This window comes from Arthrobacter flavus (assembly GCF_039526005.1).
In the GTDB taxonomy this organism is placed as follows: Bacteria; Actinomycetota; Actinomycetes; order Actinomycetales; family Micrococcaceae; genus Arthrobacter_D; species Arthrobacter_D flavus.
Genome location: NZ_BAAAIJ010000023.1, coordinates 1 through 16,243 on the forward strand (window position 1 = coordinate 1; position 16,243 = coordinate 16,243).

13 protein-coding genes are annotated in these 16,243 nt (G+C 65.3%); 10 read left to right on the plus strand and 3 right to left on the minus strand.

Annotated elements, in window-relative coordinates:
• The first annotated feature begins 388 nt into the window (after positions 1 to 388).
• Positions 389 to 1,987 (plus strand): hypothetical protein, encoded by a 1,599-nt coding sequence (locus ABD059_RS07055; RefSeq protein ID WP_343878663.1) that lies wholly within the window; start codon positions 389 to 391, stop codon positions 1,985 to 1,987.
• 95 nt (positions 1,988 to 2,082) lie between these two features.
• Positions 2,083 to 2,556, plus strand: coding sequence for an NUDIX hydrolase (locus tag ABD059_RS07060; RefSeq protein ID WP_343878664.1), 474 nt, complete (start codon positions 2,083 to 2,085; stop codon positions 2,554 to 2,556).
• 679 nt (positions 2,557 to 3,235) lie between these two features.
• On the opposite strand, the gene ABD059_RS07065 is transcribed toward ABD059_RS07060, so the two are convergent.
• Both ABD059_RS07065 and ABD059_RS07070 read right to left on the minus strand, forming a co-directional pair.
• The gene (locus tag ABD059_RS07065) at positions 3,236 to 3,679 is read right to left on the minus strand and encodes an arsenate-mycothiol transferase ArsC (protein WP_343878665.1); all 444 of its coding nucleotides are present in this window, start codon (positions 3,677 to 3,679) and stop codon (positions 3,236 to 3,238) included.
• 108 nt (positions 3,680 to 3,787) lie between these two features.
• On the minus strand, positions 3,788 to 4,174 hold the full coding sequence (locus ABD059_RS07070; RefSeq protein WP_343878666.1) for a DUF3253 domain-containing protein: 387 nt from the start codon (positions 4,172 to 4,174) through the stop codon (positions 3,788 to 3,790).
• A gap of 54 nt (positions 4,175 to 4,228) precedes the next feature.
• Here ABD059_RS07070 and rlmH point away from each other — a divergent pair, with 54 nt between their 5' ends.
• The 4 genes from rlmH to ABD059_RS07090 all read left to right on the plus strand — a co-directional run bounded on the left by rlmH (position 4,229) and on the right by ABD059_RS07090 (position 7,000).
• Complete coding sequence (gene rlmH / locus ABD059_RS07075; protein ID WP_377959563.1) at positions 4,229 to 4,681, plus strand: 23S rRNA (pseudouridine(1915)-N(3))-methyltransferase RlmH; 453 nt, start codon at positions 4,229 to 4,231, stop codon at positions 4,679 to 4,681.
• A 108-nt stretch (positions 4,682 to 4,789) separates the two neighbouring features.
• Positions 4,790 to 5,404, plus strand: coding sequence for a hypothetical protein (locus ABD059_RS07080; RefSeq protein ID WP_343878667.1), 615 nt, complete (start codon positions 4,790 to 4,792; stop codon positions 5,402 to 5,404).
• Positions 5,405 to 5,502: 98 nt separating this feature from the next.
• Positions 5,503 to 6,240, plus strand: coding sequence for a YcnI family copper-binding membrane protein (locus ABD059_RS07085; protein WP_343878668.1), 738 nt, complete (start codon positions 5,503 to 5,505; stop codon positions 6,238 to 6,240).
• A gap of 85 nt (positions 6,241 to 6,325) precedes the next feature.
• Positions 6,326 to 7,000, plus strand: coding sequence for a DUF4232 domain-containing protein (locus ABD059_RS07090; protein WP_343878669.1), 675 nt, complete (start codon positions 6,326 to 6,328; stop codon positions 6,998 to 7,000).
• Positions 7,001 to 7,023: 23 nt separating this feature from the next.
• Here the strand turns inward: ABD059_RS07090 and ABD059_RS07095 are convergent, their stop codons facing one another.
• A complete protein-coding gene (locus ABD059_RS07095; protein WP_343878670.1) occupies positions 7,024 to 7,518 on the minus strand; it encodes a hypothetical protein in 495 nt (164 codons plus the stop codon).
• Between the two features lie 146 nt (positions 7,519 to 7,664).
• Between ABD059_RS07095 and ABD059_RS07100 the strand changes: the two genes are divergently transcribed.
• The 4 genes from ABD059_RS07100 to ABD059_RS07115 are packed head-to-tail and all read left to right on the plus strand — an operon-like array spanning position 7,665 to position 16,208.
• On the plus strand, positions 7,665 to 12,509 hold the full coding sequence (locus tag ABD059_RS07100; protein WP_343878714.1) for an ATP-dependent helicase: 4,845 nt from the start codon (positions 7,665 to 7,667) through the stop codon (positions 12,507 to 12,509).
• Positions 12,502 to 13,308: an Fpg/Nei family DNA glycosylase gene (locus tag ABD059_RS07105; protein WP_343878671.1), complete on the plus strand. Its 807-nt coding sequence runs from the start codon at positions 12,502 to 12,504 to the stop codon at positions 13,306 to 13,308. The genes ABD059_RS07100 and ABD059_RS07105 overlap by 8 nt, the downstream gene beginning before the upstream one ends.
• Positions 13,309 to 13,336: 28 nt before the next feature.
• Positions 13,337 to 15,280: a DUF6541 family protein gene (locus ABD059_RS07110; protein WP_343878672.1), complete on the plus strand. Its 1,944-nt coding sequence runs from the start codon at positions 13,337 to 13,339 to the stop codon at positions 15,278 to 15,280.
• Between the two features lie 19 nt (positions 15,281 to 15,299).
• On the plus strand, positions 15,300 to 16,208 hold the full coding sequence (locus ABD059_RS07115) for an RluA family pseudouridine synthase (RefSeq protein ID WP_343878715.1): 909 nt from the start codon (positions 15,300 to 15,302) through the stop codon (positions 16,206 to 16,208).
• Positions 16,209 to 16,243 lie beyond the last annotated feature (35 nt).

The window sequence follows — 16,243 nt, forward strand, 5'->3', positions numbered from 1 at the left end:
CCGTCAAAACCAGCTGCAGCAAAAGACTGCCGCTTAACCCGAAAAACGACTATCCCGTGTCTCACTTACTTGACACACCTCAGTGACTCGAAGACACACGACGAACACATCAGTTCGCTAAGGATTCGGTATTGCCCCGAAGAATAGCGCCCAGGCTTCACGCCTCATTAAGGAAGCGGTGGACGACGGGGTATTCCGCGGCATCGGCTGAGTTGGGGCACTTGACTGGGCACTTGATGTTGTTCGGATCCCGGGAGTCCGCATACGGAATCGGCGGTCAAAGAAAGCGAAAGTAGGGAACCCATGATTGAGTACTCTCTGAGTGCGACTAGTGCAGGGTCATTAGCGATAGCGCACAATCGCAGATCGTCAGAACGAGTGGGGACCAATGTCTGATCCGTATACAGAAGAGCAAGCTGGCTTGTCCACCCGGATCAGCGTCTTCAATCTCGACCCTGTCGAACAGTCGAAACTGTGGTTGCAAGTCGGGCCGACCGAGGCCCGACGGATACTCGTCGGGGTGTTGCGGACTGCACTGCTCTTCGGTGGCACAGTCGTCGTCGACCGCAATCAGCTCCTTGAGGGGATATTCTTCATTGCCATGCCTCCGGAGCGTTTGGCCTGGCACCTCGGCTTAGAGCCCGGAGCGCCGCTTCCGATCGAAGTGCAATTGCTGCCAGCGCCATCCAGCTCCTCAACAGCACCGGGGCCATGGCGACTCTCCGGCGGAAAGCATAGCTGGGGAGTGGACGACGACCTTGTGTCGGCAATTGAGGCAAATCATGCCGCGATCCGCGAGGACCTGCACCGAGTATCGTCTCCACTCATTGCCCTGACAGGGGGAGCTTACGAGCGAGCCTCGGAGGCAAGCCAGCGGTCCCATTCGTCCTCTGGTGCTGAATTCGAAAAGGCATGGCGCGTTTCGGACCCGGTCGTGGTGCCACAAAGTCTCTGGGATGCGCGGGATATTGAAGTAGCAAAAACAGTGCGGGAGAGCGGCCGAAGCGCCTGGGTCAAGGCAATGCGGGACGGACGCATTCGTGTACTTAGCAGCGCCCGCCTGGGACCGAACCCGCTCGGACCCGAGCTCGACACCGAGCTTCCCCCGAACTTTGATCAGGTCCCAGAAGTGGATGAGCTCGTCGCTGCTCTAATGAATCTCGAGTACGCGAACGATGTTGACCGGAGCAAAACAGCTCCCTGCCAAGTTGTGCACTCGGGCCATGCTATGCCGTGCCAGCGTGCCCACGTGACGACTCGGTCCCTCGTGACTCGTTGGCTCGACGGCGAGCATCTAGAGCAGTTGACCCCGCCGCAACTGCCAGAACCCCTGCAGCATGACGGGCTGGCTGTACATCGCAGCTCGGCACTCGGTTGGTGGACACTTGCTTACAACCGTGCCATCTGCAATCGCGACGGCCTCAGGTTGCTCACAATCTATAACGCGTTACCGTCGCCTTCGGGCATCCGTGGCGACGACGCTAATGCTGCCGAGCTCGCCTGGGGGCTTCGTAGGCCGCCGGAGACATTCTGGTCCCGGATGCGCGCGCGTGTGCGCCGTCGGCCGCGGACCGCGGTCGCCAGCACTCTGCCCATCGCCGGCGATATTGTCACACGCCTTGCGGCATTTATGCCCGGCGAGTACTCACGCCTGCAGGCATTCGACGCCGTTGGCTCTAGCGAACTGTTGCGTAAGCCTGGTCGGCGGTCGCTCTTCGATCTCGTTGTCGCAATCGACGAAATCGCCGGTGACACGACGTCACGATCCCGACGAATGCGCTCGACGATTCTCCGTGGCGGCGTCGTCACCATCGGCGGGCTCTCGATTGTGCTTTACGACAACGGGTTCATTGCTCTTTCCGGCCCAGTATGGGCGGTCGCCGCATTCGTTGCCGCTTCACTCCTCGCCACACCTTGGTCGGATTTCGGCGCCCTCCGTCGCATGTCCGGATCGCGGTTGCAATCCACCCTTCGGTTCCAGCCATGACAGGGACTCGCCGCTGGCGCAACGTCTGGACCGCCCCCGGTGAACGTCTCTTCGTGCAAGCGCTCGATGAGGAAGGATGGACTCGTCACAGGATTATGTCGAATTCCGAAGGCGACGGGGCAGTTGCCGTCGTCGTCGATAGATCACGGGTCCTTTTCATTGACGCGGTGCGCCCTGCCATCGGGCGGAATCTGTGGGAGCTGCCACGCGGACAGGCCGATACCGCAGACGGATCCCCGGAGGCAACGGCTGCGCGGGAACTTCTCGAAGAGACGGGCCTGATCGCGAACGAGTCCCGCTTGCTCGGACAGATCTGGGCGGAGAGCGGCCTGAGCGGTGACGCGGTGAACGTGGTGCTCGTCCGCGTCGATCCTCGTGCCGAGCGGGTCGACGCGGAGTACTCGACACTACGGTGGATCGATATAGGTCGCATCGGTCAGGAAATCGCCGATAGTAAGATCGGCGACGGCATCAGCATTTCCGCACTCGCGCTGGCGTGGGCGAAAGGCGAACTCAACGCGGCTGATTCTTTCCAGGGGGAAAGCGAGGCCCAGCGCCGGAAGAACTGAAACGAGGTCGAATGCCAAGGCCCCTTCCTTCGGATTCGCAAGCGCAATCCAACACCTAGTTGCCAAAATCGCTACGTAGAGGCGAGCGAACGAGAGCTAGACGTCAAATTCTCGATTATCGAACCAATCCAGCCATCTTTGTGACATTAAAACGTACGACTGGCCCAGCATCCCGTGGATGTGAAGGGCGAGCAAGAGGCCCTGTCGTGACGCTCAGAGTGACTGGTCGTAATGGTTGTGGGCTTGCCATCTCTGTCATGACCACCCGCACCTCACGCACTGATTGCACCCCCGCCAAGATGGGGCACGAAGGCAAAGCTGCCCCCGCTGCGTGCCGGCGCGAACGCGCAGCTGTGGAGGCGAAGGCCTGACGCTCTAAGAATGGGCTTGCGAGACGTTCAACGTCGACCGCGTCGAGATCGAAAGATCCTCGACCACAACAAGAAGAGCTTCATCGAAACTGACTTCTACGGGGATAGGCTACGAATCGATGGACGAGTAGCAGGTCTGGGTCAACTGGACCAGAGCAATCTTGCTCATGCCGAAGACAAGCGCCTACTGGATTCTGTTTGGGAGGTAACGTCGACCGAGATGCGCGATGACAGCATCGAACAACTTCTCGAAGAAGCGCAGAACCAAGAGAATCTGGATGGGGCAGCCTGCACCACGAAACAGTTGGTCAGCTCAGGGAAATCAGCCGTTCCTTCAAGACCTTCACCCGGGCGTGGATGTCGTCGCGGACCAGCTCCATGCGGTCGCGCCCCTCGATACCGCGCAGGGAAGGTTCATCGGTTTCCCAGGTTTCCACCTCGACGCCTTGGACCGCAGGAACCTTTGCTTCCCCGCCGAGAACCACGACGAGCCCGGCGGCACGCATGTCGGTCTCCGTCAGCAGGGTGGGCTGCTCCGCTGAAATGTCGACACCGAGGTCTGCAAGAACCTCAGCCGAGAGAGCGTTGATGGCGGTTCCGGGTTTGGTGCCAGCAGAACTGACTGAGATCCCGTCGCCCGCTTCCAATCTCATGAGGCCTGCAGCCATCTGGGATTTGCCGCCGTTCTTGACGCATACGAACAACACTGATGGTTTCAGGTGCACCTGTGTACTTCCGTTGGGATCGGTCATCACGCCTCACTCGTTGCGTTTGTACCCTAAGTGGGCACCTCCATTCGATGGCCCCAGACTACGTTGCGACATCGATGATTGTCGATGTCTAGTCCGAGGTCGCGTTCTTTATCGCGCCCGCCGGATGCGGAATGGCCCCTTGGCCGTCGAGGGATCGACCACCGAGCCGGCCTGGGTGATCTGAACCTGACCGGCAGCCACCAGCCGCCGGGCCGCCCGTCGCGCTGGCTCCTCCAGGCACGACCAGTCATCGCCACCCACCACACGCGCTGCATCGGAAGGCCAGATGCTCGGCGCCGCAGCCAGCAGGCTAAGGATTGTGGCTTCCAGTTCCTGATCGGCGGGGGTGACCCCCCGGCGTCGACAGGCGGCCGAGCAATAGCGCACCTCGTCCCAGGTCGCGGCCCACTTGGCACGCCATTCCATCCGGCGTCCACAGGATACGCAGGTCTTCTCGTCCGGTTCCCGCGCAGTACCGCGCTGTCGGTGGGCCATGGCTTCATTCTCCATGACGCGCAGAGGCACCCTTGTAGGGTGTCACTTGTGGCTATGCGGATTCTGGCGGTAGGTAAGAAGCACGAGGCGTGGGTCAGTGACGGCATCGCGCGCTACGAGAAACGGCTCAAGAAGCCCTTCGACCTGGGCTGGCAGCTCATCCCCCACTCGGCCCGGGAGAATGACGCCGCCCGCCGCGAGGAATCCGAACGGCTCCTCGCGAAACTCACGGCCAACGACTTCGTCATCCTGCTCGACGAACGCGGCAAGGCCCTCGATTCCCCCGGCCTGGCCCGGACCCTCCAACAGCCCATCGACAACGCCCGGGCTGTGACTTTGATCATCGGCGGCGCATACGGCGTTGACCCGTCCGTCCACAGTCGCGCCAACCTGGTGTGGTCGCTGTCCCCCCTGGTCTTTCCGCACCAGCTGGTCCGGTTGATCCTCGCCGAACAGTTGTACCGCGCGCAGGAGATCGCCGCCGGGCGCCCCTATCACCACGAGTAGCAGCCTCACCAAGCCGTCCCCCGCACCGCGTCGAATACCCTTAGGTAGGGCAGGTAGCCCTTCAGCCGTAGTACGAGTGCGGACAACCACTGGACCTGAGGGAGGATCATGAGCGGCGCACCGGCTTTGCACCGTCTGGTCCGCTCCTCAGTGACGTCAGCAGTTGTCCTCGCCCTTGCTGCCGGGGCGCACGTCATTGGTGGAGGAAACCTCCCAGCCCCGTTGATCGTTGCCGTGCTGGGGTCGGCGACGCTCATGGCAGTGACAGTCATTTCTAAAAGAGCTTTATCGCTGCCCGCCCTCTTTCTCGTTCTCGCTCTGGGGCAATGGCTCCTGCACCACGCGTTCAGTCTGACGTCGACGACGGCGGCTTGCGTCACCGCACCCGCCACCCACTACGCCGTCCAAGCGGTCAACTGCATGCCGAATGGTGCGCATGGGCACCCCGCCGCCGCACACACCGACCTCTGGATGCTCACACTCCACGGTGTCGCCGTCGCCGCCACGGGGTTCATGCTCCACCGGGGCGAATCCGCACTGCACCAGGCAGCCAGCTGGCTAGTACCACTACTCCGGCTGCCCGACGTCGTCCTCGGCGCCCCAGCCCCCCGGATCCCCCTGTTCCCACCGGCACCGGCGCTACGTCCGGTTCGCGCCCTGCGCGACATCCCCGCGCTTCGGGGGCCACCGCACCTGCCCGCCCGCATCCTGCTGCCTGCCTGACCTTCCCTGATCCGTGGGCAGCTGCCTCACCACAACACCCATTTTTCGCTGATCCCAAGAGCGCTGTGCGCCTGGGCAGCATCCTGAAAGGCATTCCCATGAAAGCTTCATCACGCCGGACCGTCACCACCTCAGCACTCGCCGTCACCACCGCGGGTCTCATGGCCCTCGGCCTGGGCACGGCTTCGGCCCACGTCAATGTGAGCCCAGCCAGCACCACCGCTGGTGGTTACACGCAGCTCAACTTCTCAGTGCCCAGCGAGTCGGACACAGCCCTGACCGAGAAAATCGAGGTCCAGCTCCCCACCGATAGCCCCTTCACCTCGGTCCGCGCCAAGCCGGTGGAAGGCTGGACCGCCGAAGTCGTCCGCGGTGACCTTCCCGAGCCCGTCGAAATCGACGGCACCACCATCACCGAAGGCGTCCTGTCTGTGGTGTGGACCGCGGACAGTGAAGAGGACTCACTGTCCGCCGATGAGTACCAGATCTTCTCCCTGTCAGTGGGGCGTCTCCCGGCCGAGGGAACCACAGTGACACTGCCTGCCATCCAGACCTACTCAGATGGCAGCGTGTCGAGCTGGGATGAGGTAGCCGAGGAAGGCGCCGAGGAACCGGAAAGCCCGGCACCATCCTTCGTCACCACCGCCGAGACTGAGGAAGGCGGGCACGGGCACGACGCGGCAGCCACCGATGAGGCCGACGCCGCCGATACTGAGCAAGCTTCGGCCACCGAATCCACCTCAACCCAGCCGGTGATATGGGTGGCCCTGGCCGCTGGCCTGCTCGGGCTGGCTGCGGGCGTCTTGGCCCTGGTCCGGACCCGCAGCACCAAGTAGGAGTCTGTAACGATCCCTGCGTCAATCGGTTGTCTCATTCGTGCGGCCGATTGACGCAGGGGCATTCACCGGCGAAGGTGAGTCCATGGGTATCCACACACGGACTTCGTCCAAAGCCGCTGTCGTCATCGCGGCCATCAGTTCCATCGCGTTGGTTGCGGGATGTGGGGCGTCAAGTTCCACCGAGCAGGAGTCGACTCCCGCACCGGAAGCCACCACCTCTGCCGCGCCGACCACGGAACCGGCCGACGAAGCCAGCACATCCCCCTCACCCGAGGCCTCGGCCGCCCCGACTGAAGAAGCGTCGGAAGAGCCCACCGCAGCCGAGCCCGAGGACGACGGGAGTTGCACCGCCGCCGATTTGGCGGCCACGGTGGAAACACCGATGGGTGCCGGCAGCGCGGGTACCGCCGCCCGCAACCTGATCCTCTCGAATATGTCGGACGAGGAATGCACCATGACCGGCTATCCGGGAGTGTCCTACGTCGACGCGTCCGAGGCGCAGGTCGGCGCCCCCGCCGATAGGGAACCCGGAGTGGAGACACCCACCGTGGTGTTGGCTCCCGGCCAGTCGGCTATCGCCACCCTGCAACAGACCAATGCCCAGAATTACGGTGACGACTGCAGCATTACCGACACCACCGGTGTCAGGGTCTACCCGCCGGGTGCCACCGACTCGCTGATCGCGGTCCAGGCCTCGGTTGGCTGCGCGGCCGAGGACATCATCCTCATGACCGTTGGCCCTGTCACTGCCATGTAGTCATATTCCACCGGGAGCCAGCCCTAGCGGAAGGCTGGCGATCGTGAGTCAGTGGCGCCGCCCGATGCCCGACGCTCACGGAGTAACAGGTGCCTGAGCCGGCCGGCGGCGAGGGCGAAAATTGCTGCGGTGAGGAGCTGAAGCGTCAAGGTCAACCAGGCCTGCTGACCAACGACGGCGACGACGCCGGCCAGCACCGCGAAGGCTCCCGCGGTCACCATGACCCGCCCACGTTCCAGCAGTCCGTAGGCGACCAGACCCGCGCCCAGTACGATCCAGCCGCCCAACCCGCGGAGGGCTGCAATCGACCCGCCCAGCAGGGCGGCCAACTCCAGGACAACGGCCAGAATCAGATAGGTGCCCGAGTTGGCGTTGATCGCTGGCGGGTTGCGTACCAGCCAGGGCGCCGCCACCAGGATGAGTACCAGGGTCGCCACCACAAAGTAGGCTGCCACCGCGCCGGTGTTTTCACCGGCGATCAGGCTGGCCACCGCACCGCCCAGAAAAAGAGCAGACACACCCGCCATTGGAACCCAGTTGTTTCCTACCTGGCCTCTCATGGTGAACCTTTCCTGCTGCTGTTGGAGCGTTCTACCTTGAAGCTACCCTCCAATTCGCCGCCGGGCGGGATCCTGTGCCCGCTGCGTCGCAAAAAGTCAGTCGCCTGAGAGATGATGAATCGGTGACATCGGTGCTGGATAAATTCACTCCCGCAACCCATCAGTGGTTTGCCGGAGCCTTTGCCGCGCCCACCTCCGCGCAGGAGGGGGCCTGGAACGCCATCTCTGCGGGCTCGAACGCCCTCGTCATTGCGCCCACGGGTTCCGGGAAAACCCTGGCGGCGTTCCTCTGGGCGCTGGACAAGTTCATCGCCGCCGGCGCGGCCGAGGAAGTACCAGCCACCAAGGGAGTACCCGCGATAAAGCGCGGCACCAGGGTCTTGTACATTTCACCGCTGAAGGCGCTCGGCGTCGACGTCGAACGCAACCTGCGGGCCCCCATGATCGGGATCACCCAGACCGCCAAACGGCTGGGCCTGCCAGCGCCGTCGATCACTGTGGGGGTGCGCTCCGGTGACACCTCCCAGGCGGATCGCCGCGCCCTGTTGACCCGGCCACCCGACATCCTCATCACCACACCCGAATCCTTGTTCCTCATGCTGACGTCCAAGGCGCGAGAGACCCTTACCGACGTCGACACGGTCATCGTCGACGAAGTCCACGCGGTGGCCGGTTCCAAGCGGGGTGCGCACCTCGCGGTGTCCCTCGCCCGGCTGGATGCCCTGCTGGAGAAGCCTGTGCAGCGGATCGGGCTCTCTGCGACAGTAGAACCACAGGAGACGGTTGCCCGGTTCCTCGGCGGCAACGCTCCAGTTGAGATCGTGGCGCCGCCGTCGAAGAAGCAGTGGGATCTGACCGTCACCGTGCCGGTAGAGGACATGACCGAGCTCGGCGGACCGCCGACGCAGAACGCTGGCGACGACGACGACGCGTACGGCGCCGAAGCCGTCCCGCAGGGCAGCATCTGGCCGCACGTCGAGGAGAAGATTGTTGACCTGATCCAGGCCAACCGCTCCACGATCGTGTTTGCCAACTCCCGCAGGCTCGCCGAGCGTCTCACGGCCCGCCTCAACGAGATCCACGCCGAACGGCTGGAAGCGGCAGCACTCCGGGCAGCACCGACGGGAGACACCGCACCGACGGAAGGCAGTACAACCGGCCAGCCCGTCGGAAAGGGTGCGGCGGATCCGTCAACCCAGTCACCGCCGGCCCAACTGATGGGCCAGGCCGGCCAGACTGACGGCTCGGAGCCCCTCCTGGCCCGGGCACACCACGGGTCGGTATCGAAAGACCAGCGGGCGCTGATCGAGGATGACCTGAAATCCGGGCGGCTGCGCTGCGTGGTGGCGACGTCCTCGCTGGAGCTGGGAATCGATATGGGCGCAGTGGACCTGGTGGTGCAGGTGGAATCACCCTTCTCAGTGGCCAGCGGGCTGCAGCGGGTGGGCCGCGCGGGGCACCAGGTGGGCGAGGTCTCACAGGGCGTGCTCTTCCCCAAGCACCGGGGAGACCTCGTCAACACCGCCGTTACCGTGGAGCGGATGCTCGCCGGTAAAATCGAGCCGCTATACATCCCCGCCAATCCGCTGGACATCCTGGCGCAGCAAACGGTGGCAGCCGCGGCGCTGGGCACGATCGATGTGGAGGAGTGGTTCGACGTCGTCCGTCGCTCCGCCCCTTTCGCTTCCCTGCCCCGATCTGCCTTTGATGCCACCCTCGACCTGTTGGCGGGGCGCTACCCTTCCGACGAGTTCGCTGAACTGCGTCCCCGGATCATCTGGGACCGGGTGGAAGGCACTATCACCGGGAGGCCCGGCGCACAGCGTCTGGCCGTCACCTCGGGTGGCACCATCCCCGACCGGGGACTCTTCGGAGTTTTCCTGGTCGGTTCAGCCGAACCCGGCACTGGGGGAAAGCAGGGCGGGCGTCGGGTTGGTGAACTCGACGAGGAAATGGTCTATGAATCGCGGGTGGGTGATGTGTTTGCGCTCGGCGCCACCAGTTGGCGGATCGAGGACATCACTCACGACCGGGTGCTGGTCTCCCCCGCGTTTGGGCAGCCGGGACGGTTGCCGTTCTGGAAGGGCGATTCCCTGGGCCGGCCGGTGGAACTCGGCCGTGCGATCGGCGGATTTATCCGCGAAACCTCTGTTGCCTCCCCTGAGGAGGCGCAGGCCCGGTGCAAAGCGATCGGCCTCGATGACTGGGCGTCGGGAAACCTCCTGACCTACCTGGCCGAGCAGCGCGCGGCCACCGAAATTGTCCCGAACGACCGCACCCTGGTGGTTGAACGGTTCCACGACGAACTCGGCGACTGGCGGGTGATCCTGCATAGCCCCTTCGGCATGCCGGTGCACGCACCCTGGGCGCTCGCCGTCGGGGCGCGCCTGGAACAGCGTTACGGCATGGACGGCTCAGCGATGGCCTCCGATGACGGGATCGTGCTGCGGGTGCCCCTGATGGATGACGAGCCGCCGGGTGCCGAGTTGTTCCTCTTCGACGCTGAAGAACTGGATGGCATTGTCACCACCGAGGTGGGCGGTTCGGCCTTGTTCGCCTCACGGTTCCGTGAGTGTGCTGCCCGCGCCCTCCTGCTGCCCCGGCAGAACCCCGGGAAACGCTCCCCGCTCTGGCAGCAGCGGCAACGTTCGGCACAGCTGCTCGACGTCGCCCGCAAATACCCCACATTCCCTATCGTCCTGGAGACGGTCCGCGAGTGCCTGCAGGACGTCTATGACCTGCCCGCATTGAAGGACATCGCTGCCAGCATTGAGCGCCGGGAACTGCGCATCGTCGAAACCACCACCTCCCAGCCGTCGCCGTTCGCCCGCTCCATGCTGTTTGGCTACGTGGCGTCCTTCCTCTACGAGGGTGATTCCCCGCTCGCCGAGCGCCGGGCCGCCGCCCTGTCGCTGGATCCCACCCTCCTCAACGAACTGCTCGGTCGCGCGGAATTGCGTGAACTGCTGGACCCCCAGGTCATTGCCACCACCGAAAGCGAACTGCAGCGCCTCGCACCGGACCGGACCGTGCGTGGCCTCGAGGGCGTCGCCGACCTCCTGCGGCTCCTTGGTCCGCTCACCACGCAGGAAGTAGCTGACCGGTTCCAGACCCCTGAGGAGTCCGCCGCTACCCCGGCTGTCGAACTGGTGGGGCCGCTGCTCCTGCAACTCGGCCAGGCCAACCGGGCGCTGCAGGTCTTCATCGCCGGCGAGGAGCGCTGGTCGGCGGTCGAGGATGCCGCCCGCCTGCGCGACGCGCTGGGCGTCCCCCTGCCGATGGGCATCCCGCTGGCCTTCATCGAGCCGGTGGCGGATCCACTGGGAGACCTCGTGGGACGCTACGCCCGCACCCACGGACCGTTCACCGCCGCCGAAACGGCGCAGCGCCTCGGCCTGGGAGTCGCCGTGGTGTTGACTGCCCTGCAGCGCCTCGCCGCAGACGGCCGGGTGGTCGAAGGCGAGTTCCGCCCGGTTGCCTCACTCCCGGAGAACACCCCCGTGTCCTCACACACTGCGGCGCCCAGCGAATGGTGCGACGTCGAGGTGCTGCGTCGGCTCCGCCGTCGGTCCCTGGCCGCGCTGCGGCAGGAAGTGGAACCGGTGGACCCCGCGGCCTACGGCAGGTTTTTGCCGTCCTGGCAGCACGTCGGTTCCTCCCTCCGCGGGTTGGACGGGGTGGCCACTGTGGTTGACCAGCTGTCGGGGGTTCCCATTCCGGCGTCGGCGTGGGAACCCCTCATCCTGGCCTCGCGGGTAGCCAATTACACGCCGGCGATGCTTGACGAGCTGACCGCCACCGGTGAGGTGGTCTGGTCCGGGGCCGGGACGCTGCCCGGCAACGACGGGTGGATTGCCCTGCACCTTGCCGAGAACGCGCCCCTCACCCTTAGACCGGATCCAGTGTTCGAACCGTCCGCCCTGCAACTGAACCTCCTGGAACTCCTGGACCGGGGCGGAGCCTACTTCTTCCGGCAGTTGGTCGAGTCGCTCGACTCTGACGCGCCGCTGAACGATTCCGAGGTGGTCACCGCACTCTGGGAGCTGGTGTGGGGCGGCCGGATCAGCAACGACACCTTCACCCCCGTGCGGAGTCTGTTGGCTGGCGGCAAGACCGCCCACAAACAGCGCGCCGCCCCGCCGCGCGCCCGGTCATCGCGGGTCGGACGGCTCGGACGGGCGCCTGGTGCGTCCCTGACCGGGTCGTCAATGCGGGTCAGGGGCAACGACGACGGCGTGCGCGGCTACCAGCGCAGCACCCCTCCCATGGCGGCCGGCCGCTGGACGGTGCTGCCGCAGGTCGAGACCGAAACCACCGTCCACGCCCACGCCACAGCCGAACTGCTGCTCGACCGGTATGGGGTGGTCACCCGCGGGTCGGTGGGCAGCGAAGGTACCCCCGGCGGGTTCGGACTGCAATACAAAGTCCTGGCCCGGCTTGAGGAGATGGGCAGGTGCCGGCGCGGGTATTTCATCGAGCACCTCGGTGCCGCCCAGTTCGCCGTCCCCGCGACAGTGGACCGGCTGCGCTCATTCAGCGCCGACGCCCAGCAGGAACGCCGCCCGGGTGAGGACCCCACCGTTGTGCGGTCCTCAATTGCCCTCGCCGCAACCGACCCAGCGAATCCCTATGGCGCAGCGCTGGCGTGGCCCGCCTCCGACGGCGGGCACCGCCCCGGCCGGAAGGCGGGGGCACTGGTGATCCTGCAGGACGGGCGGCTCGCCCTGTATGTGGAACGGGGCGGCAAGACCGTGCTGGCGTTCACCGACGATTCGGCGGCCCTGCACGCCGCCGCAAGCGCGTTGGTAGCGATCATTCGGCGTGGGGCGGCCGAGAAAATGGCAATCGAAAAGGTCAACGGCGAGCCGGTCCTGGACTCCGAGGCGGGACGCGCCCTGACCGCTGCGGGTTTCTATTCCACCCCGAGGGGGCTGAGAATCCGTGCCTGAGGGGGATACCGTCTGGCGCGCCGCCCGCGAACTGAACACGGCCCTGGCCGGGCGCACGCTGACGCGCTGCGACATCCGGGTCCCCCGCTTTGCGACCGTCGACTTCACAGGCGAGACGGTGCAGAACGTGGTGGCGCGTGGAAAGCACCTGCTGATCCGGGTGGGCGGTGACGACGGCTGGACCATCCACTCGCACCTGAAGATGGAAGGTCTGTGGCATATCTACCCGAAGGGTGCCAAGTGGCGCCGGCCGGCGTTCAAGGCACGCTGCATCCTCGAAACGCCCGAGTCCGCCGCCGTCGGTTTCGAACTGGGGTTCCTGAAGGTCATCCCCCGGTCCGGTGAGGATGAAGCCGTGGGCTATCTGGGCCCTGACCTGCTGGGGCCGGGCTGGGACCCCGACGAGGTGTTGCGTCGTTTGCTGGCGCAGCCCGACCGGCCGATTGGGCTGGCCCTGCTGGACCAACGGAACCTTGCGGGCATCGGAAACGTGTATCGATGTGAGCTGTGTTTCCTCGCCGGGGTGCACCCTCTGACCCCGGTCGCCGGGGTTAAAGACCTGCCGCGGATGGTGGCACTGGCGAAGAAGCTGCTGGAGGCCAACAAGGCACGGTCCACCCGGGCCACCACCGGCAATCTGAGGGGCGACACGCTGTGGGTCTATGGCCGGGAGCACCGCGGCTGCCTGCGGTGCGGCACCAGGGTGACCCTGGAACAGCTCGGGGACAACGCCCTGGAATTGCGGGACCTGTACTACTGTCCGTATTGTCAGCCGGCCAGTCCGACCGCGACCCCATGACATCATCCACCACAATCCGGGGGGACCTATGAGTTGGGCAGAAACCCTGCCGGCGTTTGCGGTCGCCATCCTCGTGATCTTCGGGCCTGGGCTGGCCTGGGGTGCGGCACTGGGGTTGCGTCGGTTGACCCTGCTGGCCCTCGCCGGACCGTTCAGTATCACGGCGGTGGTGGTGTCCGCCGAGGTCGCCGCCCTGGCTGGTGTTGACTGGTCGCTGGGACCAGTGCTGGCCGTCACCGTCCTGGTTGGCGCCGCGTTGTGGCTGCTGCGCCGCCGCTTCGGGCAGCTGATTCACGGCGGCGTCGCGGAGGCTGAACCGCTGGCCCGCTGGGCGCCGGTCCTCATCGCGTGGGCGGTCGCTGCCGTGCCGGTGGCGGCGTGGATGCTCTGGATGTTCGGCGTGCCGGAGAATATCGCCCAGTCCCATGACAACATTTTCCATCTCAACGCCCTGCGCTACATCTCCGAAACCGGCAACTCGTCGTCGCTGACCCTGGGCTATCTGGGAAGCCGGGACGGCACATTTTATCCGGCTGGCTGGCATGCGGTGGTGTCGCTGGTCATGGCGACCGCTGGCCTTCCGCTGACCGCGGCCATCAACGTGGCCAATCTGGTGCTGATCACCGGGATCTGGAGTCTGGGCTGCCTTTTCCTGGTCAGCCGTCTCACCGGTGAGCGGACCCTGCCCCTGCTGGTCGCCGCAGTGCTGTCCACCGCCTACAGTTCCTTCCCCTATTTGCTGCTGGAATTCGGGGTGGTCTACCCCTTCATGCTGTCCATCGCGATCCTCCCGGCAGCACTCGGGGTGGTGATCCAGCTCGTGGGGGCGGGCACGAAGGTGCCGCTCAGATGGTTCGGCAGCCTCCTGCTGCTGCTCGGCGTGTTACCCGGTCTGCTCCTGGCCCACCCCTCGTCCCTCCTGAGCCTCCTTGCCCTGGCTGCGCCGGCCGTCCTCGCGGTGGCCTACACCCGGTTCCGGTCCGAAAGCGGCCGACGACGGTTGGCGGTGGCGGCGGGCGCTGCCACCTTCGTGGTGCTCTCAGCTGTCCTGTGGATGACGGTACGGCCCGCCCGATCCACCAACTGGGACCAGATGGGCGATGCTGGTGGAGCCATCTCGGAAGTAGTGTTCCACGGACCGCTCGGCCGTCCGATAGCCATCCTGGCAGCGATCCTGACCGCGGTGGGAGCCGCCGTCGTGCTGTATCTGCGCAGCCATCGGTGGGTGATCGTCATGTATCTGGTGGCCGGCACGCTATTCGTCGTCGGCAGCTGGCAGGAGGCCCCAACCCTCCGGTGGATCGTCGCGGGGGTCTGGTACAACGACTACTTCCGGATCAGTGCGATGCTCGCCCCGGCGGGGATACTGGTCGCCAGCATCGGTGGCGTCGCGCTGGCCGGTTCCCTGATCCAGGCGGCGCAGCGGGTCCGCTCGACCCGCGGTACCCTCGAGCCTGCCTGGTTCGTCCCGTTGGTGACCGCCGTGGTGGTGGTCATTGGGTTGGCGGTGGCGCCGCTGTTTGCGGTCCAGCGAGCGGTCAGCGAGGCTGCCTACCATTACCGGTACACCGAAGATTCCCGGTTACTGACCTCGGACGAGCTGGCGCTGCTGCAGCGCCTACCGGACCATGTCCCCGCCGACGCGGTGATTGCTGGCCAGCCGCTGACCGGAGCGGCTCTCAACTACGCGTTCGCTGGCCGGAGGTCCCTCCTGCCCTTCGGGACCACCCCGGCTACCGCTGAGGCCAGGCTCATCTTTGAGGAACTGGACACCATGCGGCAAAACCCCGAGGTCTGCGCGGCTGTGCGCAGCACCAACACAGCCTTTGTCCTGGACTTCGGAACCGACTCGGTCCATGGCGGGGAGGCACCGGTGTTCTCCGGCCTCAGCGACCTCTCCCCCAGCGCTGGCTTCGAGCTGGTAGATCGGGAAGGTGAGGCGGCCCTGTACCGGATAGTGGGCTGCCCCTAGCGCGTACCCTTGATAGGTGATGCAATCCCCGCTTCCTGTCCGCAACGGTGTCAACGCCACCCGGTTGCGCCTGCCCGCTGAGGGTCCGTGGGGTACCGCTCTCGATTACATTCTGGACCGGTGGGACCATGTGGATCCAGAAGGTATCGCCGCCCGCTTCGACCGAGGTGAGGTGGTCGCGCTGAACGGGGAGCGGCTGACCCGGACCACCCCGCTCACCGAGCACACCTTCGTCTGGTATTACCGTGAGTTGCCGGTTGAGGAACGCCTGCCCGTGGAGGTGAACATCCTGCACCAGGACGAGAACCTCCTGGTGGTGGACAAACCCCATTTCCTTCCCACCACCCCGGGCGGCCGGTACGTGGCCGAATCAGCCCTGGTGCGGTTGCGTGTTCAGCTGGACCTGCCCGAGCTGATCCCCATGCACCGTTTGGACCGGCTGACGGCAGGGATTCTATTATTTTCCACCAACCCCGCGACTCGGGGGGACTATCAGCTGCTGTTCGAGAACCGGCTGATCTCCAAGGAGTACGAGGCCGCTGCACCAGTGGACCCGGCACTTGACCTGATGGACCATCCGCGGGTGGTCCGCAGCCGGATCGTGAAGAGCCGCACCTATCTGCTGGCGCAGGAGGTGGCGGGTGAGCCCAACACTGAAACCCTGGTCAGCCTGGTTGAGGAGCGGGGCGGGTGTGGGCGGTACCGGCTCACCCCGCATACCGGCAAAACCCACCAGCTTCGACTGCATATGGCGGGGCTGGGGCTCGGCATCCTCAACGACCCGTTCTACCCGGTATTGCACCCTCAGGCGCCCGACGATTACACCAAGCCGCTCCAGTTACTGGCCAAAAGTATCGAGTTCAGTGACCCGCTCAGCGGCACACCCCGGCGGTTCGACAGTGAGCTTCAGCTCAAGAACTTTGCCTAACGCGGGGTCCTGCTCTGGACCGCGCCCCGCAGGTC